Raw genomic sequence first — 20,657 nt, 5'->3', positions numbered from 1 at the left:
ATATGAGCCTCGTCCTTTCCGAGAGCGGTGACAACGCGGTGGAGATGTTCGCCACCCGCATCGATGTGCAATGGGACTTCCGGACCAACACCGGGCCGGTTCTGTTCCACTTTGAACGCGTGGATTGGGACCGGTCTACCGGCCTGATCAACACGCGCGGGTACGAGCGAACGATCCGGCACGACATTGCCGGGCTGATTGGTGCCGAATACACCATCACCGACCCGTTCACGGGCGAAGGGCTGGTCGAGCCGGGCTGGAAGCTGATGGCGATGATCAAGGCGGCCACCGAGCAGGTGTGGGCGGAGAATGAAGTCCTGGACGCCTCATTGCCTATCGTCCCCGTCGCAGGGCCGGAGGTGGTCGATGGCCCGTGATTACGCCAGATGGTCCGCAGCGCCCATCGGCGATGGCCTGTTGGTGGAGGATGGCGGCTTGACCCTTCGGTCCATGCCCGGGCATGGAGGATCGGCCTCTGCGATCTCCTCTCTGCTCCACACACAGGGCACCCGTGGTGCCGAGTTCTTCCTATGGGGATCGGAGGCGCGTCGGGCCACGCTGGGAGTGCTTCCTTCTGGCGCCGATCTGGCTAAAGAGGTCGGGGCAACCTCGGGTGTTGGTTGGCGTCTCGCTGCTGGTCAGATCCTGCGCAATGGCGTTGTGCTGATGAGCGGGCTGCAGGTGCCAGGTGCGAACGATGCGGTTGGAGTTTTGGTCAGTATCGGCGAGAGCGCCGCAGTTGAGTTCTATCTTGGGGTTGCGATGCTCGCCCGCGTCGAGCTGCAGTTCGATGGGGGCTGCCACTTTGCCGCTTCGTTGATCGGTGACCAGGTGGGCGACCTCAGATGCGTTGTTAACGCCGGTCAGTGGCAAGGTTTAAGTCCTGCCCAGGCGGCGGGTTGGTATGCGGGAGACGGTGCTGCATTGCAGCTGCGTCTGGCCAGCGAGGATTTCCTCTCCAGCCCTTCCGATCAGCCTGCGAACGCTTCATACCAGGGCGTTATCGGTGCTGAGGGGCTGGCGACGGTGGCCAGTGTAAGCTTCTGGCCGTGGGCGGCCGCGTCACGGAACGGCGCTGCACAAGTGCGAGTGTTCGACTCGGACGGCTCATTGGATGGGGCCGCGCTGTCGTCAGCGCGGAACCAAGCGGTTCGCGTGCGCCAAGCAACCGTGGGCGGTACCCTGAGCGACAGTGAGGCGGTCGCAAGATATGTCCTGGACCGCATCGAAATTGAAGACGACGGCGCAAAGGTTCTGGTGTTTCGGGACGCTCACGACGATCTCGATGAGCCTCTCAGCCAGGCTGTATTTCTCCCGTCACAGGGCGAAGGGATCGCCTGGAAGCCGCAAGCGGTGGTAATTGGCGCAGTTCGCAGCCTCCCCGGTGTGGCGGTCAACAGCGATGCCACCCAGCAATGGCTCTGCGACTCGTCTCTATCCAGCGTCAGCGCGGTCATGGACCGTGGCGCATTGATCGCCCCGGACACGGGATACGTTCTAGCTCCCGAGCGGAGGCAGCTTGCGTTGGCGTCCCCGCCCGTTGGCCCTGTGGTGGTCGACGCTTCCACAGAAAGTGGGATGAGACCCGCAACGTTGCGATCAGCGCTGGCCGACGTCTTCGGGAGGGTAATGAAATCGGCATGGGCAAGCCAGGACGCGGAAGCGATTGATGTATCCACCGGCTACGCCGGCATCGGTTTCTATGCCGGCGACGGAAGCACCCCGCGCGAGGCGCTGGCCCGCATTCTGCCCAGCTACGCTGCCGATTGGTGGCAGGACGGAGATGGCACCCTTCGGCTTTCGCGCCTTGTCGATCCCGATTCCCGGGCTGACGCCGCGCTAGATTTCCTGTTGGACTGGTCCGAATTGGCTGAAGAGCTGGCGGTGTCGCCGGACCTGGCGCCCAACCTAAGCCGTCGCATGGCTTACCAGCAAAACGCTTTGGTCCTGGGTGCAGGCGATTTGATCAGTGACCTGGTGCAATTGCCGCCTGCGTTGCGTCAGCAGTTGACCTCTCCGTATCGAGGGATTGCCTACTCTGGCGGTCCGCTGGCCGCGTGTTACGCCCATGCTGAGACAGCCGAGCCGGTCACTTCGCTGTTTGACCGCAGGGAGGATGCGCAGACGGAGCTTGATCGAGTGATTGCTTTGTACAGCAAGCCTCGGCGCTTCTACGCGGGTCGCATCACCGGTCGCACGGATCTCCAGTTCCGGCCCGGTCAGATTGGCCGGATCACCTATACGAGGTACGGCCTGCAGGCCGGCCGCAAGGTGCTTGTTACCAGCGTGCTGAGCAATCGCGTGACGGGTGACCACACCATTCGTTTCTGGGGGGCATGATGATCATCGGCTATGGGCAACCACAACTGCGAGTAAGCATCGACGGCGCAAATATGGTGGGTGCTTCCGCGCTTGTTGACGGGCGGCCGTCCAGCCTGGCGCGTGTCACTGACGTCACGGAAAGCGCCCGACTTCGCATTGACTGGGACGGCAGTGCCCCGATACGGATTGTCGGCGTCCTGGGTCTCACGTGTCCGGCCGGAACGCTGCTTGTGCTTACAGGCCGCCTGGAAGGCCAGGTTGGTTATGCTCATGACCTTGGGGGCAGCTCTCGCACCCAGGCCGTGACCGAGCTGCCAGATGGGAGCCGGGCCGCCTGGTGGGTGCTGCCCACGGCCGTTGCCGGCCTTGCTGGATTGCAGCTGGAGGTGATGAGCGCGGGCGCCGGCTTCGATGTTGGCGAGTTCGTCGCCATGCCTGCTGTCGAGATACCGCATGAACCGGGTTCCTCGGCTGAACGAATCGACCCCAGCCTGGTCGAGAGGACCCTGGGCGGTGGTCTGAATGTCGTGGCCCGGCGCACTTACCGGCGCATCCGCGCCACGCCGACTGCTGACTATGTCTCCGCCGTAAAAGGCGGCGCACTGGCTGGCGGCATGGATTGGGCCAGGCTCACCCACCGCCTTGCGGGCAGCGCGCGGGTGGCGATGGCCCTGCACTGGCACAATCCCAGTGAGCTGCACCAGGACGCGCTCTACGGCCGCGCAGTAAGCGGTGCAGCTACTCACCGGGCCGGCATCCTTTACGGCTCGGGAGAGTGGGTCTTCGAAGAAGTACCGCCCCAGTAGAGACAGGACGGAGCCTGGTGCCGGGAAGCGCCAGGCCCCGCCATTCACCGCGTGTTGCGTCACGCGTTTCAAGCCGAGGCCCTGCCGCTCTCGCGAGAGCGGGGCAAGCATAGGCACAACCCTTCGCAATACCTGAGACTCTATGACGCTACCGATCATTCCTTGGCCAGGCGGCAAACGCCGACTGATCAAGCACCTCTATCCCCATTTCCCATCCCACGACACCTACGTCGAGGCCTTTGCTGGGGGCGCGGCTGCGCTGCTCATGCGCCCCGTGCCTGCGAAGCTGGAGGTCCTGAATGACATCAACAGCGATCTTGTGACCTTGTATCGCTGCGTCAGGCACCATCTGGAGGAGTTCGTCCGCATGTTCCGGTGGTCCCTCGTAAGCCGGCAGATGTTCGAGTGGGCGGCGATGGAGCGGCCTGAGACCCTGACCGACATCCAGCGGGCGGCGCGCTTCTACTACCTCCAAAAGCTGTCCTTCGGCGGCAAGGTAGAGGGGCAGAGCTTCGGCTTGGTGGCAGGCGGCCACGCCCCTCGCCTCAATCTGCTGAGGATTGAGGAGGAGCTGAGCGCTGTGCACCTGCGCCTGGCCAACGTGGTGATTGAGCGCCTCCCCTGGCAGGAGTGCATCCAGCGGTATGACCGCCCGGAGACGTTGTTCTACCTGGACCCGCCGTACTGGGAGACAGAGGGTTACGGGGTGGACTTCCCGTTCGATCAGTACCTGGCAATGGCCGACCTGATGCGAAGCTGCAAGGGCAAAGTGATCGTTTCGATCAACGATCACCCCCAGATCCGGCAGGCCTTCGCCGGCTTCGACCTGGTGCCGCTCCAGCTGAACTACACCATTGGCGGGGGTAATGGCCGGGACAGACCCTTCGGTGAGTTGATTATCAAGAGCTGGGATGACCGGCAGGCTAGCCTGCTGTGAGGGGCGTTCAAATGGTCTGAGAAAGCCGGACAAGCGGCTTTAGAGCGCCCTTTGAAGCGCGCTAGGGCCTAGGGGTTGGGGTGCCGGATTGGCCCCTCAGCCCTTGTTTCAAACCATCTGTCCGCGTTTCGCAAACCCCGAGTCCGCCTACACCCAGCCCTGCACCCAACAATGACGAGATCCATTCTCATCCACTGCCGGGCCCGCTTCGCCTTGCCGCCGGAACCGCCCGCATGTTGAAGACCTTTCTTTTCCAGCTGCATTGGCTGCTGGGCATCACTGCCGGCACCGTGCTGGCGGTGATGGGCCTGAGCGGGGCCACGCTGGCCTTTGAAGACGAGATCATGCGCGCGGCCAATCCTGCGCTTGCGCAGGTCGTGCAACGCCATGCGGCCGGCGAGCAGCCAGTGGCGCTCACCGAGCTGTTGCCGCGGTTGCAGCAGGACATGCCAAAGCCGTTGCAGCGGCTGCGCGTGGATGCGACCGGGCAGCGCCTGTCGGTGGCGCGTTTCGAAGGCGGCCAGGCGAACTGGCGCTACTTCGATCCGTACACCGGCAACGTGCTCACCGAACTGAGCGGACTGGATTTCTTCGCCTTCGTCGAAGACCTGCACCGCCACCTGGTCAGCGGCGAGCGGGGCAGCCTGATCACCGGCAGCTGCGCGATCGCGCTGGTGTTCTTCTGTCTGTCGGGGCTGTACCTGCGTTGGCCGCGACGCTGGTGGCACTGGCGCACCTGGCTGGCGGTGGAGTGGTCGCGCAGCGGGCGCAGTTTCCTGTGGAGTCTGCATTCAGTGGTCGGCACCTGGGTGCTGCTGGTGTACCTGATGATCGCGTTGACCGGGCTGTGGTGGTCGTTCGACTGGTACCGCAAGGGCGCAACTGCATTGCTGGGCGGCCCCGCCGCCGAGCAGAACCAGCCGCGCACCAGCGGCGGCCCTCTGGATCTGGGCAAGGTGCAGGCCACCCTGTACGGGTTGGAGGGCGTGCGACGCGGTTACATCGACCTGCGCTTCCCGGCCAAGCCAGGCCGTGCGCTGACCGGCCGCGTGCAGGGAAGCAACACGGCGCACGACCGCGCGCAGGACATCCTCCAGCTCGATCCGTCCACAGGCGCCCTGCTCTCCTACGAGCCTTACCGCAGCAAGACCGCGGGCGGCAAGATCATCGTCAGTGTGTTCGCGTTGCACTCGGGCAGCTTCTTCGGCCTGCCCGGGCGGATCATCGTGATGCTGTCCAGCCTGGGCATGCTGGTGTTTTTCATCACCGGCTGGATGTTGTACCTGGACCGCCGCCGCAAGAAGCGCGAGGTGCGTGCCTCACGCCTGCCTCTCGCCGCGGCCATCGGCACCGGACAGCCGTGGCTGGTCGCGTTCGCCAGCCAGAGTGGGTTTGCCGAGCAGCTGGCCTGGCGCGCTGCCGCCCAGTTGCAGGCGGCCGGCCTGCCGGTGCAGGTGCGTCCGCTCGCGCAGGTGGACGCGGCACTGCTGACCACCACAGACAAGGCGTTGTTCGTCATCAGCACCTTCGGCGATGGCGAAGCGCCGGATGCGGCGCGTACGTTCGGGCGACGGGTGTTGGCGCAGTCCACCTCGCTGCAGGGCCTGGCGTACGCCGTGCTTGGGCTCGGCGACCGCGAGTACACACGCTTCTGCGGTTTCTCGCGGCAGGTGGACAGCTGGCTGGCGGCGCAGGGGGCGCAGCGGCTGTTCGCCAGCATCGAGGTGGACCGCACCGACGCCGTGCCGCTGGCGCACTGGCAGCAGCAGCTGGGTGTGCTGACCGGGGTAGAGGATCACACCCCCCTGCCGGCACCCGTTGAGCTGCACCCCTGGGCGCTGGATGCGCGCGCGCAGCTCAATCCGGGCAGTGCCGCCGGGGCGATCTGGCAGGTGTCACTGCGGCCGCTGGCGCACGCCCACTGGCAGGCCGGCGACATCCTGGAGATGGCGCCGCGCCACGCGCGTGCGCATGTGCTGTCGGTGCTGGCCCGCAACGGTCTGGATCCGCAGGCGCCGGTGACGGTCGATGGACGGATCACCGCATTGGTCGAGGCGGCTGCCGCGCGTGTGCTGCCGGAGACAGCGGAAGCGGTGGACGCCGCTGCAGCACCCGATGCTGCCCGCTGGCTGGCGCGACTGCCTGCGCTGCCGCATCGCGAATACTCGATCGCCTCGGTGCCCGGCGATGGTGCCGTGCAGTTGGTGATCCGCCTGACCGATCTGCCCGATGGCCGCCACGGACTGGGCTCGGGCTGGCTGTGCGTGCATGCCAGCGAGGCAGACAACATTCATGCCCGCGTGCGTCGCAACAGCGGCTTCCATCGCCATCCCGAGCACGCCCCGATGCTGCTGATCGGCAACGGCACCGGCATCGCGGGTCTGCGCAGCCTGCTGCGTGAAGCCGATGCGCAGGGCGATCGCGGGCATTGGCTGGTGTTCGGCGAACGCACCCGCGCGCACGACTTCCTGTACCGCGAGGAGATCGAGGCGTGGCAGGCGCAGGGTCACCTCAGCCGTGTCGACCTGGCGTTCTCGCGCGATCCGGACGGCGGCGGCTATGTGCAGGACCGCCTGCGCACCGCACCGGACGCACTGCGTGCGTGGGTGGACCTGGGCGGCAGCCTCTACGTGTGCGGCTCGCTGCATGGCATGGCCGAAGGTGTCGATGCCGTGCTGCGCGAGGTGCTGGGCAACGATGCGGTCGATGCCCTGCTCAACGACGGACGCTACCGCCGCGACGTGTACTGAGCAACGCCGCGCCGCTCAGGGAAACCAGCGGCGCAGATAGCGCGCGGTGGCGCCGTGCCTGGCGCGACTGACCTGGGCCGGCGTGCCTTCGGTCACGATCCTGCCACCCTCCTCACCCGCGCCCGGTCCCACATCGATCACCCAGTCCGCATCGGCCACCACCCGCAGGTCATGCTCGACCACCACCACGGTGTTGCCGGCGTCGACCAGGCCGTGCAGCTGCGTCATCAGCTTGTCCACATCGGCCGGGTGCAGGCCGGTGGTCGGCTCGTCCAGCACATACAGGCTGTTGCCGTGCTGGCTGCGCTGCAGCTCCGTCGCCAGCTTGATCCGCTGCGCCTCACCGCCGGACAGTTCCGTGGCCGGCTGGCCCAGGCGCAGATAGCCCAGGCCGATATCCCGCAGCAGTTGCAGCGGCCGCTGCACCGGCGGCTCGTCGGCAAAGAACGCCAGCGCCTCCTCCACCGTCATCGCCAGCACCTGCGCGATGTTGCGACCGTTCCACTGCACTTCCAGGGTCTTGGCGTTGTAGCGCTGCCCATGGCAGGTGGGGCATGGCGCGTAGACGCTGGGCATGAACAACAGTTCGACGTGGACGAAGCCCTCGCCTTCGCAGGTCTCGCAGCGGCCGGCGGCGACATTGAAGGAGAAACGGCCCACGCTGTAGCGGCGTGCCTTGGCCGAGCGCGTGCCGGCAAACAGACGGCGCACATGATCGAACAGGCCGGTGTAGGTGGCCAGGTTGGAACGCGGCGTGCGCCCGATCGGCTTCTGATCCACGTTGACCAGACGTTTGATCGCCTTGGCCCCGTTCAAGCGGCCACGGGTGCGTTCGATACGGCTGGGCTGCGGCAGGTCGCTGTCGGTCTCTTCGATCACCGGCTCCTGCCCCAGATGCTCGCCGACCAGTTCAACCAGCGCCTGGCTGACCAGACTGGACTTGCCCGAGCCGGAGACACCGGTCACCGCCGTGAACGCGCCGAGCGGGAAGCGCGCGTCCACGCCACGCAGATTGTTGCGATGGACGCCCTGCAGGCCCAGCCAGCCGGACGGCGCGCGCGGCGTGCGGCGCGGGCCGTCAGCGTTCTGGAACAGATACGGCGCGGTGACCGAGGCCTCCACCGTACGCAGCCCCTCGGGCGGACCGCTGTAAAGCACCCGGCCACCGTGCTGGCCCGCACCCGGGCCGACATCCACCAGCCAGTCCGCACGGCGCAGCATTTCCAGATCATGCTCCACCACGAACAACGTGTTGCCGCCGGCCTTGAGCTGGGCGAGCGCGTCGTACAGGGCCTCGCCATCGGCCGGATGCAGGCCGGCGGTGGGTTCATCCAGTACGTACACGACGCCGAACAGGCTGGAGCGGATCTGTGTCGCCAGGCGCAGGCGTTGCAGTTCGCCTGGCGACAGCGTCGGGGTCGCGCGGTCCATCGACAGATAGCCCAGGCCCAGCGACTGCAGCGTGCCGATCCGTTCGACCAGATCGTGCGCGATGCGCTGGGCCGCGATGCGTTTCTCCTCGGAAAGATCCGGCGTGCGGCGCACATCGCTGCCGCCCGCATGCGCGTTGCCACCGGCGGCCACCCGCTTGGCCGTGGCCTGGCGGCCGGCGCTGCGGCTGCGTGTGGCGGTGGCGGCCGCTACCTGGAAATGCCCTTCCGCCGCCGGACGCAACGCCTGCGCCATGGCACTGAGCGGCAGCCGCGACAACGTGCCGATATCCATGCCGGCAAACGTCACCGAGAGCGCTTCGCGCTTCAATCGACGGCCATCGCAGACCGGACATTCGGCGCCGATCATGTAGCGCGCCACCCGCTTCTTCATCATCGCGCTCTGCGTGGTCGCAAAGGTGTGCAGCACATAGCGCCGGGCACCGCTGAAGGTGCCCATGTAGCTCGGCTCCTCCTTGCGCCGCAGCGCGGCACGGGTTTCGGCCGGGGTAAAACCGGCGTAGACCGGCACCACCGGCTGCTCCTCGGTGAACAGGATCCAGTCGCGCTGTTTCCTGGGCAGATCGCGCCAGGGGATATCCACGTCGTAGCCAAGCGTGACCAGAATGTCGCGCTGGTTCTGTCCATGCCACGCCGGCGGCCACGCAGCGATGGCGCGTTCGCGGATGCTCAGCGAGGGATCGGGCACCATGGACTGCTCGGTCACTTCATACACGTAGCCCAGGCCATGGCAGTTCGGGCAGGCGCCCTGCGGTGTATTCGGTGAGAAATCCTCGGCATACAGCATCGGCTGTCTGGCCGGATACGTACCTGCGCGCGAGTACAGCATCCGCAGCAGGCTGGACAGCGTGGTCACGCTGCCGACGCTGGAACGCACGCTGGCGGTGCCGCGCTGCTGTTGTAATGCCACGGCCGGCGGGAGACCTTCGATCGCATCCACATCCGGCACGCCGACCTGATCGATCAACCGGCGCGCATACGGCGACAATGACTCCAGGTAGCGCCGCTGCGCCTCGGCATACAGCGTACCGAACGCCAGCGAGGATTTGCCCGAGCCGGAGATGCCGGAGAACACCACCAGCGCATCGCGGGGGATATCGACATCCACGTTCTTGAGGTTGTGTTCGCGTGCGCCCCGAACGCGCACGAAGGCATCCGGAGCAGTGGGGAGCGACGGCCGGCGCGTGGATTTGTTCATAGATGAACAATAGCGAAGCACAGCGCCGGCTCATTGCCGGTGAAGACCGGTGAGCGCGGCGTTGACGCGCCTGTCAGGCCATGGCCCGCACGCGCGGCGCCGACGGCGGCGGAGTGACGACGAAGGCATCCACCGCCTCGCCCAGCAGCGAGGCCTGGCGATCCAGTGCGCGCGCCGAGGCTGACGCTTCCTCCACCAGCGCCGCATTCTGCTGGGTGCTGCCATCCATCTGCAGCAACGTCTGGCTCACCTGCTCGATGCCCGCCGTCTGCTGCTGCGAGGCCGCGGAGATGCTCGCCATGATGGCGGTGACCCGCTGCACACTGCCGACGATCTCGCCCATCGTCGCACCCGCGCTGTCGACCTGCCGGGTGCCCGCATCAACGCGCTCGACCGAGGCTTCGATCAGCTGCTTGATCTGGCGCGCGGCGTCGGCACTGCGTTGTGCCAGCAGGCGCACTTCGCTGGCCACTACCGCGAAGCTGCGGCCCTGCTCGCCTGCGCGCGCGGCTTCGACGGCGGCGTTGAGCGCCAGGATGTTGGTCTGGAACGCGATCCCGTCGATGACGCTGGTGATCTCCCCGATCCGGTGCGACGACAGCGCGATGTCGGCCATGGTGGTCACCACCTGCGCCACCGATTCTCCACCCCGCGCCGCGACCTCGGCCGCGCGGATCGCCAGCTGGTTGGCCTGCTGCGCCGAGTCCGCATTCTGCCGCACCGTGGCCGCCAGTTCCTCCATCGAGGAGGCGGTTTCTTCCAGATGCGCCGCCTGGCGCTCGGTGCGGTCGGAGAGATCGTGGTTGCCGGCGACAATTTCGCCGGCGGCATGGTTGATCGCCAGCGACGCCTGCTGGATGCGCGCGACGATGTCGGTCAGCTGCATCACCGTGGCGTTGGCGTCGTCACGCAGGCGCGCGAACACACCGTGGAAGTCGCCCTGCATGCGTACGCGCAGATCGCCCTGCGACAACGCCGAGAGCAGCCCCTGCACTCCGGACAGGTTGCTCTGGAAGGTATCGAGCAGGTGGTTGATGCTGAGCGCGAGCGTCTTTACGAAGCCCTGTTTGTCCTCGACCGCGATCCGTCCATGCAGTTCGCCCCGCGCGGCCGCATCGACCAGCGCGGCCACCTCGTTCTCCACAGTGGTTTCCAGCGCGCGGCTGCGCCACTCCACCGCCGCGCCCAGCAGCTGGTCGTGCTCCACGATCGGGGTGATCACCAGCTGATAGCGGATGCCGGCGTGCTCGATCTCCCGGCTGGCACGCTGGCCGCGCTGCAGCATCGGCAACAGACTGGCGAAGGCCGGATGCAGGGCGGCCGCGGGTTGGCCGCTCCAGTCCGCGTGCGTGAGCTGCAGTTCGGTGAGCAGCGCGTGGTTGAGGAAGCCGATCCGCCCTTCACCGTCGAGCACCATCACGCCGGTCTGCGCACTGTCCAATGCCTGGCGGGCGCGGGTGTTGTCGCGTGCCACCGCGCGCTCGGCCTCGATCCGCTCGCGCAGCCGTTGCTGCATGTGGCGCAGGCGCGCGGCGAGCTGGCCGATTTCATCGTGCGGGTTATGGAGCGGCAGGACGGTGTCCAGTCGATCTTCGGCAATGTCCTCGGCGAAGCGGAGCGTATCGGTGATCGGCTGGCGGACCGCCCGCAGCACCAGCAGCAGCGTGGCGATCAGCACGGCCGCCACCAGCAGCAGGGTCAGCGCGAACACGATGCCCATGGTGCTGGCCCGCGCGGCCTGTCGCTCGCGCGCCGCCGCCAATGCCTGCGCCTGCGCCTGTTGCAGCGCCTGCAGCCCGGGGCCGATCTGCGCGGCGCTCTCGGCCAGTGACTGCGCTTCCACATCCAGCCCGATGCGGGCGGCCGTGTAGGCCAGCAGCGCCCCTTGATATGCCTCCATCTGCGTTCGCAGTGCTTCCTGCGTCTCTGCATCCAGGCGCGCCTCTGCCAGGGACAGATCGAACGGCAACTTCTGTTCGCTGGCACGATCGGTGTGCGCCGCGTCACCGGTGAGCAGCAGCAGGCTTTCCTCGCGCCGCATCTTCTGCAGCTGGGCGATCAACACCGGGCGCGCGCCGGCCTCGACACTGGCCTCCAGCGTGGCAGCCGCCGCCTCCAGCTGCGCACGCAGGCCGGCATCGCCACGCCCCATCTCATCCACCCGGGCATTCAATGCGGTGATGCCCTCGGCGAAATCACCCGCGCGCGCGGCCAGCTCGCGTAGTGCCCCGGCGCTACCGGCGTCGTGGGGATCGCGCTGCAGCTCGGCCAGGGTCGCCTGCAGGCGCTGCTGCGCGGCCTGCAACGCCTCGCGATCGCTGCCATCGAACGTGCTGGCATAGCGGGTCTGCAGGCGCCGCGCATCGGCGATCTCGGTCGCCAGCGTGGCCGCCAGTGCGGCCTCCTGCTGGTGCGCGGCGAAGGTTTGGGCTGCACGCTCGGTATCATGGCCCGTCCAGCCGTAGACCACGGCGACCGCCAACAGGCCCAGGCCGCAGATCAGCAGGCTGGCCCTGAGTTTCTGTGCCACGCTGAGGCGACCGAGCGCGGCCAGCCGGGGCGGCTGAGCGAGACGGAAGCCGAACCGATCGCCCAGACGGGCGACGAACAAGGACAGGCGGCGGGGGACGACCGACATCACGTACTCCAGGCGGAAGGACGCACCGGTATCGGCGGGATCACGCTGAACTTGAGGGCCGATCTCAGCGAGCGGCCAGAGCTTCGCCAATGGATCCCGTTGTACCGGCGCCAGACGACGAAGGGATGACGATCAGGGCCCCCGTGCTCACATGGCGCGTGAACGTGCGACAGTGAAGGACGGGACAGCACCTTCACGGCGACTGCGCTGAACTAGGACTGGGATCGCGGCCGGGGGCCGCTGCAGGACCCGGGGTGCGTTACCGCACATCCGGTCGACCACGATGCATGACGCCATACCGCACGGAGAGAGACCGCCATGAATGCCGCCTTCAAGATCTTTCTGCTCGCCGGTGCACTGCTGTACGGCCTGCCGGGGCTGGTGTGGTGGGTGAACCATCGGCGCGCCAAGCGGGCGCGGCTGGCCCAGGGCGTGGTCAGCGTCGAGGCCCGCGCGCCATGAGCGGCGGAACCGGTACGAGCGCGGCAACGCACCTGACCGACGAACAGCGGCAGATCCTGCGCGACATCAACGCCACGCGTCCGGTCAGCGATGAAGCCGCCAACTGGGCCGTCAAGGCCGGCTACGCGGCCCAGGCGGAAGACGGCGACATCGATTTGACCCAGGCCGGTCGCCACGTGGTGGACTCCAGCACGCTGTAGCGCGCTGAACCATGCACAGTGCGTTGACGTGCGCTGAGCAAGCCACGGGAGGGAAAACTGGCGCAACGCCGGTCTTGTATGACAGCAGCACTATCGCCTTGCCCGCTTGAGCCTGTCGGGCTCCCGCTCCGTCCATTCCATCCGGCGGCCAGCAAGGCATACCACCCCTGCTGCGACCGCGAAGCCACCGGTGAGCCAGAGATTGGCGGTCAGACCGAGCCGATCCAGTGCTTGGCCGCCCACCCACGCCCCGGATGCGATCCCGACATTGAAAGCACCGACATAGAGTGCGGAGGCGATTTCCATCGCCCTGGGCACGGCCTTCATCATCCACGTCATCAAGCCCACCGATACCCCGCCGTAGGCCAGCCCCCACGCCAGCAGCGCCATGGCACCGCCCAGGCGCGACTCCCCGATGGTCAGGAACAGCGAGGGCGCCAGCACCAGACCCGCCGCGATCAGCGACACCGTCAGCCTGGTACGTCGTGCTGCCGCGATGCCGGCAAGGAAGTTGCCGGCCATGCCCGCGGCGCCGTAGCCGAACAACAACAGCCCCACCCAGCGCGCGTCGAATCCCGAGACCGACATCAGCAGCGGCCGAACGAAGGTAAAGGCGATGAAGTGCCCGGCGACCAGCAGGAAGGTCAGCAGCAACCCAAGCTGCAGCCCGCGGTTGCCCAGTTGCTGAGCGAACTGGCGCACGCTGGTCGTGCCGGACGGCGGCAGCCCGGGCATCACGGCCAAGTGCAGGGCAAGGACGGCGGCCCCCAGCAGCGCCATGCTGACGAACGCCCAACGCCATCCCAGCAGCTCCCCGATCAGCGCGCCAAGCGGAACGCCCAGCACGGAAGCAGCCGCCACGCCGCCAAAGATGAGCGATGTGGCCAGGCCGACCGATCGCGTTGCCACCAGCCGCACCGCCAGCCCGCCGGCAATGGCCCAGATGCCGCCCATGCACAGCCCGACCAGCACGCGGGCCGCCAGCATCCAGCCCAACGTGGGGGCGAAGGCCGCACCCAGATTCGCGATCACCAGCAGGCCCAGCAGCCCGCACAGCAGCGAGCGTCGATCCACGCTGCCGGCGCTGATCACCACCAGCGGTGCGAACAGCGCTGCCAGCAGTGCGGGCAGCGAGATCATCAGCCCCGCAGCGCCGGTGCTGGTGTCCAGCGCTTCGGCGATCGGGGTCAGCAGGCCGACCGGCAGCATCTCCGTGGTGACGACCGAGAAGGTGGCCAGACTGACCGCGGTGACCGCCCACCACGGGTGGCGCGGTGTGGATTGCGCCTGCATCAGCAGATCCCCGGGTTGCGTGGCTCACGCGAACGCAACACGCAGTGCGCGAACGCCGCCGCCAGCAGCACCGCTCCTCCCGCACACAAGGCAACCAGGTACCCGGCGCGCGGCCCGTGTGCATCCACCCCGTAGCCGCCGATCGCCGCGCCCAGCGCCACGCCCACGTTCAGCGCCGCCAGCAGCCAGGTCATGCCCTCGGTGAGCTGGCCCGGCGGGACCTGTTGCTCGATCAACGACATCGCCACGATCATCGTCGGGGCGAAGAACACACCCGCCGCGAAGACTGTGACGGCGAGTGCGGCGATGCTTCCCACCAGCAGCAGCGGCAAGGTGGTCAATGCGGTCGCGATCCCGCCCAGCAGCAACAGGCGGCGCAGTGGCGTCTGCAGCTTGAGCGCACCGAACAGCACCCCGGACAGGCAGGAGCCGGCGGCATACGCACACAGCACGACGCTGGCGGCGGCGGGCTGCCCCACGTGCGCGGCGAAGGCGACGCTGACGATATCGACGGTGCCCACGATCACGCCCATCGCGACCATCAACACGGCCAGCCACCGCACGCCCGGCAGACGGATGACGGACGCAGCAGGCGCGGCGTTGGGTACCACTGCCTCGATCGGGGGCTCGGTCCTGCGCTGCGCGATCAACGCAAGCGCGCCGATCGGCAGCAGCACAGTAGCGGCGAGGACACCCGCCTGCGGAAACAGCGAGACCGCCAGGCCGATCGATAACGGCGGCCCGACGATGAAGGTGACCTCATCGAACACGGTTTCCAGCGCGTACGCGGTCTGCAGGCGCGGCTGCCCGCGATAGAGCGCGGTCCAGCGCGCGCGCACCATGGCCGACATGCTGGGCATCGCCCCGGCCAGCAGTGCCCCGAGGAACAGCACGGCCGCCGGCGCTTCCCACCATGAAGCCGCCAGCAACATCAGCAGGCCGATTACGCTGACGCCGGTGGCCATCGGCACGACACGGCGCTGTCCATGCCGGTCCACCAGACGGGATACCTGCGGCGACAGCAACGCATACGTCAGCACGAACGTCGCGGCCACCGCGCCGGCCAGTGCATAGCTGCCGCGCACCTGGGCCAGCAGCGTGATGATGCCGATGCCGGTCATCGGCAACGGCAGCCGCGCCAGCAGCCCCGCCAGGGCAAACCCGGTGGTACCGGGCGCAGCGAACAACTCTCGATAGGGACCGGTCACAGCGCGTTTCACTGGCTTTTCCACCTTTACATACACAACGTATGTTTAAAATCCTATATACATACGCTCCGGATGTAAACAGAGATCCGCCCCACCACCAAGGAGATATCGATGGTCCGTCGCACCCGCGCCGAGATGGAGCAGACCCGCGCCACGCTGCTGGCGACGGCCCGCGTGGTCTTCAGCGAGCGTGGCTACGCCGGGACCTCGATGGACGACCTCACCGCGCAGGCCGGGCTCACCCGTGGCGCGCTGTATCACCACTTCGGTGACAAGCAGGGCCTGCTCGCGGCTGTCGTCGATCAGATCGACGCCGAGATGGACGACCGCCTCAAGGCGATCTCCGACGCCGCCGAGGATCCCTGGGCGGGCTTTCGTCTTCGCTGCATGGGGTATCTGGAAATGGCACTGGAGCCGACCATCCAGCGCATCGTCCTGCGCGATGCGCGGGCGGTGCTCGGCGGCGCCTCGCCGGAATCGCAGCGCCACTGCATCGATTCCATGCAGCGCCTGCTCGAACATCTGATCGAGCAGGGCTTGGTCGCCGCGGCCCATCCACAGGCCCTCGCCTCCCTGGTGTACGGCAGCCTCGCCGAGGCGGCGTTCTGGATCGCCGATGGCGACGATGGCGATACCCGCCTCGCACAGAGCGTGGCTGCGCTGGACCTGCTGCTGCGTGGGTTGCGGGCCACCGCGTAGCACTGACCGCTCATCCGGTCAGGCCGCCATTGGATCCGGTCCCTGACCGCAGGTCATATATCGCTCCCTGTGACCGCGAGGCCGACGCGTTCTTCAAAGGCGCGTCCGGCACCGGCGCTTCACTCGGTCGCGCAAGGAAGGCGATCAGCGCGAACAGCGACCAACCCAGCACGTGCAGGAGCCAGAACCTGAGGGTCACCGCATCGATCCGCTGGAGGGAAGCCGTACGCTGCCCGATCCGGCTGGCACGTCCCGCTCAGCGCCGGCGCGACGTCGCGCGCGGCTGCAGCGCGTCCAGGGCGCCTGCGTTGCGGCGCGCCCAGTCGTAGATCAGTTCGATCGGTTCCACGAGTTGCCGTCCCAGCGGAGTCAGCGTGTAGTCCACCGAGGGCGGCACGGTGGGGTACTCGGTGCGCAGCACGATCCCGGCATGCTCCATGTCACGCAGCGTCTGGATCAGCATCTTCTTGGAGACGGCCGGCAGGCTGCGGTGCAGCGCGTTGCTGCGGGCGGTGCCGTCATGGCGCACGGACAGGGTGTGCAACACCATCGAGGTCCACTTGGTGCTGAACAGCTCCAGCACCCGCCGGGGGGCGCAATCCTCTCGCCAGTGCTCTTCGGGGGTACCCGTTTTCATGTGTGGTTACCGTTTGGTGCCTTCTTTCGAGGCGTACCTCGATATCCTAAGGTGTGCGCCTGTAAAGCCATGAAAGAGGCGACATCGTGAGGCAGAAAGCGTTGGTGGTCGGTGCAACGGGCATCGTGGGCAGTGCACTGATACAACGGCTGCTGCAGGAGGGCTGGGACGTCCACGGCCTGGCCCGCCGGCCCGATTCGCTGCCCGCCGGCGCCCACGGCGTCTGCGCCGACCTGCGCGATACGCAGGCCACGCGTGCCGCGCTGTCCGCACTGGCCCCCACGCACGTGTTCATCACCACGTGGTCCCGGCAGGCCAACGAGGCCGAGAACATCCGGGTCAACGGCGCGATGGTGCGCCATCTGCTGGATGCACTGCAGCCGGCCGGCAGCGTGCAGCATGTGGCGCTGGTCACGGGCCTGAAACACTACCTCGGGCCGTTCGAGGCGTACGCGCAGGGCAACCTGCCGCAGACGCCCTTCCGTGAGGAACAACCGCGTCTGCCCGTGGACAACTTCTACTACGCGCAGGAAGACGAGGTGTTCGCCGCCGCCGCCCGCGATGGCTTCCACTGGAGCGTGCATCGCCCGCATACCGTGATCGGCGCGGCGGTGGGCAATGCCATGAACATGGGCACCACCCTGGCCGTGCACGCAACGCTGTGCCGGCAGACCGGGCGCCCGTTCCAGTTCCCCGGCTCCCTCGCGCAGTGGGACGGGCTGACCGACATGACCGATGCCGGGCTGCTCGCGCGGCACCTGCTGTGGGCAACGCAGACACCGGCCGCCGCCAACCAGGCCTTCAACGTGGTCAACGGCGATGTGTTCCGCTGGCGCTGGATGTGGGGCCGGATCGCCGCGTGGTTCGATATCGAGCCCGTGCCGTTCAGTGGTCAGGTTCGTCCGCTCGCCGAGCAGATGGCCAATGATGCCGCGCTGTGGTCGTCGCTGGCCGCCACCCACGGCCTGGCCGCGTCTGACATCCACCAGCTGATCTCGCCCTGGCACACCGATGCCGATCTCGGGCGCCCGCTGGAGGTGGTGACGGACATGTCCAAGAGCCGCCGGATGGGGTTCCTGGATTACCAGCCCAGTGACGATGCGTTCTTCGAGCTGTTCGCACGGCTGCGGGCAGCGCGGTTGATTCCCTGAGGCGCTGCCGCACAGCGCTGGGAGGGTTCCACAGCGATACCCCGCAGCGATACGCTAGGGCGGCCGCCCCCCGCTGACCCCGAGTGCCGCTTGAGCTCTTCTCCTTCCACCGGTACCCACGGCGAACGCGATGCCGAGCGCGTCAAGCTGGCCCTGGCCGCTGGCGCGATCATCGGCACCTGGTTCTGGGATGTCGCCCAGGACAGCCTCACCGTCGACGATGCCCTCGCCCAGGCGCATGGACTGGACCCCGCGCTTGCACGCACCGGGCTGCGCCTGGAGCAGGTGGTGTCTGCCGTTCACCCTGAGGACCGCGCGGGTCTGGCGGAGGCGGTCGCCGAAGCCGTGCGTCGTGGTGGTCGCTATGCCCACCAGTACCGGACCCGTGGCACCGATGGCGCCTATCGCTGGATCGAGGCCATCGGTCGGGTCGACCTGGACGCCGATGGACATGCAATCGGGTTTCCCGGCGTGCTGATCGACATCGATGAACGCAGGCGGGTGGAGGCGGAGCGTGACCAGGCGCAGACCCTGCTGCGTTCATTCGTGGAGGCCGCACCGGGTGTGGTGTACGCCAAGGACCGCCAGGGCCGGATCCTGATCGGCAACCGCGGCACCACGGAACTCATCGGCATGCCGCCCGAGGCCTACGTGGGGCGCACCGATGCCGAGCTGCTCAGCGACCCCGTCCAGGCCGCCATGGTCATGGCCACCGACGAACGGGTCATGGCCAGCGGACAGACCGAGCAGCTCGAAGAAGAAGTGAGCTTTCCCGATGGCCGGCGCGCCTACTGGCTATCCACCAAATCGCCGTTGCGTGATGCCGACGGTACCGTGGTGGGCGTGGTGGGCACCTCGCTGGACATCACCGATCGCAAAGCCGCCGAAGCCCGCCACGTTGAAGTGGAGGAGCGCTATCGGCTGGCGGCCCATGCCACCAATGATGCGATCTGGGACTGGCGCATCTCCGATGGCCACGTCATCTGGAACGAAGCGCTGACGACCCTGTTCGGCCATGCGCTGAGCGAGACCAGTGCGCAGTGGTGGCTGGACCATATCCATCCTGATGACCGCGCGCGCGTGGATACGGACATCCATGCCGTGATCGAAGGCGGTGGCACGACCTGGAACAACGAATACCGGTTCCGCCGCGCCGATGGCAGCTACGCCGCCGTGCTCGACCGCGGCACCGTGCTGCGTGGCGGGATAGGCGAACCGCTGCGGATGATCGGCGCGATGCTGGACCTGACGGTCCGGCAGGAAGCCGAAGCAGCGCTCGCCAAGAGCGAAGAACGCCTGCGTTTGGCCACGGAGGCCGGCGATATGGGCTTCTGGGATGTCGATCTGGTGCGCGATGCACTGATCTGGCCGGCACGGACCAAGGCGATGTTCGGGATCTCGCCCGAGGTCGCGGTGTCGATGCGCGACTTCTACGATGGCATCCACCCCGAGGATCGGCTGGCCACCACCACGGCCTTCGCCGCTGCGGCCGATCCAGCTCAACGCGCCCTCTACGACGTGGAGTACCGCACCGTTGGCAAGGAAGACGGTCTCGTGCGCTGGGTGGCGGCCAAGGGGCGCGGTCATTTCGAAGGGGACCGCTGCGTGCGCGTGGTGGGCGTGGCGATCGAGATCACTGCGCGCAAGCTGGCCGACGCGCGTCTGCAGGAATTGAACGAACATCTGGAAAGCCGCGTTCTCGACGAGGTGGCTGAGCGCACCCGCGTGGAGGATGCCCTTCGGCAGAGCCAGAAAATGGAGGCAGTGGGGCAGCTCACTGGCGGCATCGCGCACGACTTCAACAACATGCTCGCCACGGTGATCGGCCCGCTGGATCTGCTGGCGATGCGCATGGGCGACAGCGATCCGCGCGCCAAGCGCTACATCGACATGGCCATCGACGGCGCCACCCGGGCGGCCCAGCTCACCCAGCGATTGCTCGCGTTCTCGCGGCAGCAGCCCTTGCAGCCGGTGTCATTGGATGTGAACCACTTGATCGCCGGCATGTCGGATCTGCTCGTGCATTCGCTGGGCAGCAGCATCCGCTTGGAGACGGTGTTGGCCGCGCAGGTGTGGTGCACCTTCGCCGATGCCAACCAGCTGGAGAACGTGATCCTCAATCTGGCCGTCAATGCACGTGACGCGCTCCCCGGCGGGGGACGCCTGATGGTGGAGACCGCCAACTGCACGATCACCGCAGATCACCGGACGGCGGCGGCAGACGTTCCCGACGGCGAGTATGTCCGGATCACCGTGGCCGACAACGGCAGCGGCATGCCGCCGGAGGTGATCGCCAAAGCATTCGATCCGTTCTTCACCACGAAGAAGGTGGGGCAAGGCACGGGACTGGGACTGTCGCAGGTGTATGGCTTCGTCAAACAGTCGGCCGGTCACGTGAAGATCCGCTCTGCCGTCGGGCAGGGAACAACGGTGACCCTGTATCTGCCGCGCCTCATTGCGGACATCGCCGCCGCGCCTTCGCCGGCAACCAGCGGTACCGCTCCGCTGAGCGGGGGCCGCGAACGTGTGCTGATCGTGGAAGACGAGCCCGGCGTCCGCCAGTTCTCCATCGATGCGTTGAGCGAGCTGGGCTACCCGGTGCTCGCCGCCGACGGTGCCGCCACCGCGCTTGCCCTGCTCGACAGCCATCCCGACATCGCGCTGCTGTTCACCGATGTGGTGATGCCCGAGGTCAACGGGCGGCAGCTGGCCGATGCGGCCCTGAAGCGGCGCCCGGATCTGAAAGTGCTGTTCACCACCGGCTACAGCCGCAATGCACTGGAGCACGACGGCGTACTGGACCCCAGCGTCCACCTGATCGGCAAGCCGTTCACGCTGGAGGAGCTGGCCCTGCGGGTGCGCGCGGTGCTTGCCGAGGTACGCTGATGGATGGGGTAGTGCACGC

General features: G+C 67.3%; 15 protein-coding genes. 10 read left to right on the top strand and 5 right to left on the bottom strand.

Annotated features, from left to right (window positions below):
- Positions 1–2: 2 nt before the first annotated feature.
- The 5 genes from QMX81_RS03320 to QMX81_RS03300 all read left to right on the top strand — a co-directional run bounded on the left by QMX81_RS03320 (position 3) and on the right by QMX81_RS03300 (position 6,815).
- The gene (locus tag QMX81_RS03320; protein WP_282258483.1) at positions 3–377 is read left to right on the top strand and encodes a hypothetical protein; all 375 of its coding nucleotides are present in this window, start codon (positions 3–5) and stop codon (positions 375–377) included.
- On the top strand, positions 367–2,340 hold the full coding sequence (locus QMX81_RS03315; RefSeq protein WP_282258481.1) for a hypothetical protein: 1,974 nt from the start codon (positions 367–369) through the stop codon (positions 2,338–2,340). The genes QMX81_RS03320 and QMX81_RS03315 overlap by 11 nt, the downstream gene beginning before the upstream one ends.
- Positions 2,340–3,128 carry a hypothetical protein gene (locus QMX81_RS03310; protein WP_282258479.1) on the top strand — a complete coding sequence of 263 codons (789 nt, stop codon included), beginning with the start codon at positions 2,340–2,342 and terminating at the stop codon, positions 3,126–3,128. The genes QMX81_RS03315 and QMX81_RS03310 overlap by 1 nt, the downstream gene beginning before the upstream one ends.
- Before the next feature lie 142 nt (positions 3,129–3,270).
- Entirely contained in the window at positions 3,271–4,065 is a 795-nt protein-coding gene (locus tag QMX81_RS03305) for a DNA adenine methylase (protein WP_282258476.1), read from the top strand.
- Between the two features lie 233 nt (positions 4,066–4,298).
- Positions 4,299–6,815, top strand: a complete 2,517-nt coding sequence (locus QMX81_RS03300; RefSeq protein WP_282258474.1) for a sulfite reductase flavoprotein subunit alpha — start codon at positions 4,299–4,301, stop codon at positions 6,813–6,815.
- 15 nt (positions 6,816–6,830) lie between these two features.
- Here QMX81_RS03300 and QMX81_RS03295 read toward each other — a convergent pair whose 3' ends face one another.
- Together QMX81_RS03295 and QMX81_RS03290 are read right to left on the bottom strand one after the other, a co-directional pair.
- Positions 6,831–9,464, bottom strand: coding sequence for an excinuclease ABC subunit UvrA (locus tag QMX81_RS03295; RefSeq protein ID WP_282258472.1), 2,634 nt, complete (start codon positions 9,462–9,464; stop codon positions 6,831–6,833).
- Positions 9,465–9,537: 73 nt separating this feature from the next.
- A complete protein-coding gene (locus QMX81_RS03290) occupies positions 9,538–12,102 on the bottom strand; it encodes a methyl-accepting chemotaxis protein (protein ID WP_282258466.1) in 2,565 nt (854 codons plus the stop codon).
- 318 nt (positions 12,103–12,420) lie between these two features.
- Here QMX81_RS03290 and QMX81_RS03285 point away from each other — a divergent pair, with 318 nt between their 5' ends.
- Both QMX81_RS03285 and QMX81_RS03280 read left to right on the top strand, forming a co-directional pair.
- A complete protein-coding gene (locus QMX81_RS03285; protein ID WP_179459899.1) occupies positions 12,421–12,564 on the top strand; it encodes a hypothetical protein in 144 nt (47 codons plus the stop codon).
- Positions 12,561–12,764, top strand: a complete 204-nt coding sequence (locus QMX81_RS03280) for a hypothetical protein (RefSeq protein WP_121040354.1) — start codon at positions 12,561–12,563, stop codon at positions 12,762–12,764. Before QMX81_RS03285 ends, QMX81_RS03280 begins: the two co-directional genes overlap by 4 nt.
- Positions 12,765–12,854: 90 nt before the next feature.
- Here the strand turns inward: QMX81_RS03280 and QMX81_RS03275 are convergent, their stop codons facing one another.
- Both QMX81_RS03275 and QMX81_RS03270 read right to left on the bottom strand, forming a co-directional pair.
- The gene (locus QMX81_RS03275; protein WP_282258456.1) at positions 12,855–14,057 is read right to left on the bottom strand and encodes an MFS transporter; all 1,203 of its coding nucleotides are present in this window, start codon (positions 14,055–14,057) and stop codon (positions 12,855–12,857) included.
- Positions 14,057–15,265 carry an MFS transporter gene (locus tag QMX81_RS03270; protein ID WP_282258569.1) on the bottom strand — a complete coding sequence of 403 codons (1,209 nt, stop codon included), beginning with the start codon at positions 15,263–15,265 and terminating at the stop codon, positions 14,057–14,059. Before QMX81_RS03270 ends, QMX81_RS03275 begins: the two co-directional genes overlap by 1 nt.
- Before the next feature lie 111 nt (positions 15,266–15,376).
- On the opposite strand from QMX81_RS03270, the gene QMX81_RS03265 reads away from it, so the two are divergent.
- Positions 15,377–15,964 carry a TetR/AcrR family transcriptional regulator gene (locus tag QMX81_RS03265; protein WP_121040359.1) on the top strand — a complete coding sequence of 196 codons (588 nt, stop codon included), beginning with the start codon at positions 15,377–15,379 and terminating at the stop codon, positions 15,962–15,964.
- Between the two features lie 256 nt (positions 15,965–16,220).
- Here the strand turns inward: QMX81_RS03265 and QMX81_RS03260 are convergent, their stop codons facing one another.
- Entirely contained in the window at positions 16,221–16,601 is a 381-nt protein-coding gene (locus tag QMX81_RS03260) for a helix-turn-helix domain-containing protein (protein ID WP_121040361.1), read from the bottom strand.
- Positions 16,602–16,684: 83 nt separating this feature from the next.
- Between QMX81_RS03260 and QMX81_RS03255 the strand changes: the two genes are divergently transcribed.
- Together QMX81_RS03255 and QMX81_RS03250 are read left to right on the top strand one after the other, a co-directional pair.
- Positions 16,685–17,752 (top strand): SDR family oxidoreductase, encoded by a 1,068-nt coding sequence (locus QMX81_RS03255; RefSeq protein WP_282258567.1) that lies wholly within the window; start codon positions 16,685–16,687, stop codon positions 17,750–17,752.
- A gap of 90 nt (positions 17,753–17,842) precedes the next feature.
- Positions 17,843–20,638 (top strand): PAS domain-containing protein, encoded by a 2,796-nt coding sequence (locus QMX81_RS03250; RefSeq protein WP_282258451.1) that lies wholly within the window; start codon positions 17,843–17,845, stop codon positions 20,636–20,638.
- Positions 20,639–20,657 lie beyond the last annotated feature (19 nt).

The organism is Stenotrophomonas sp. PS02301, assembly GCF_029959485.1.
Taxonomy (GTDB): domain Bacteria; phylum Pseudomonadota; class Gammaproteobacteria; order Xanthomonadales; family Xanthomonadaceae; genus Stenotrophomonas; species Stenotrophomonas maltophilia_Z.
This window is presented reverse-complemented; position numbering and strand designations above follow the sequence as displayed.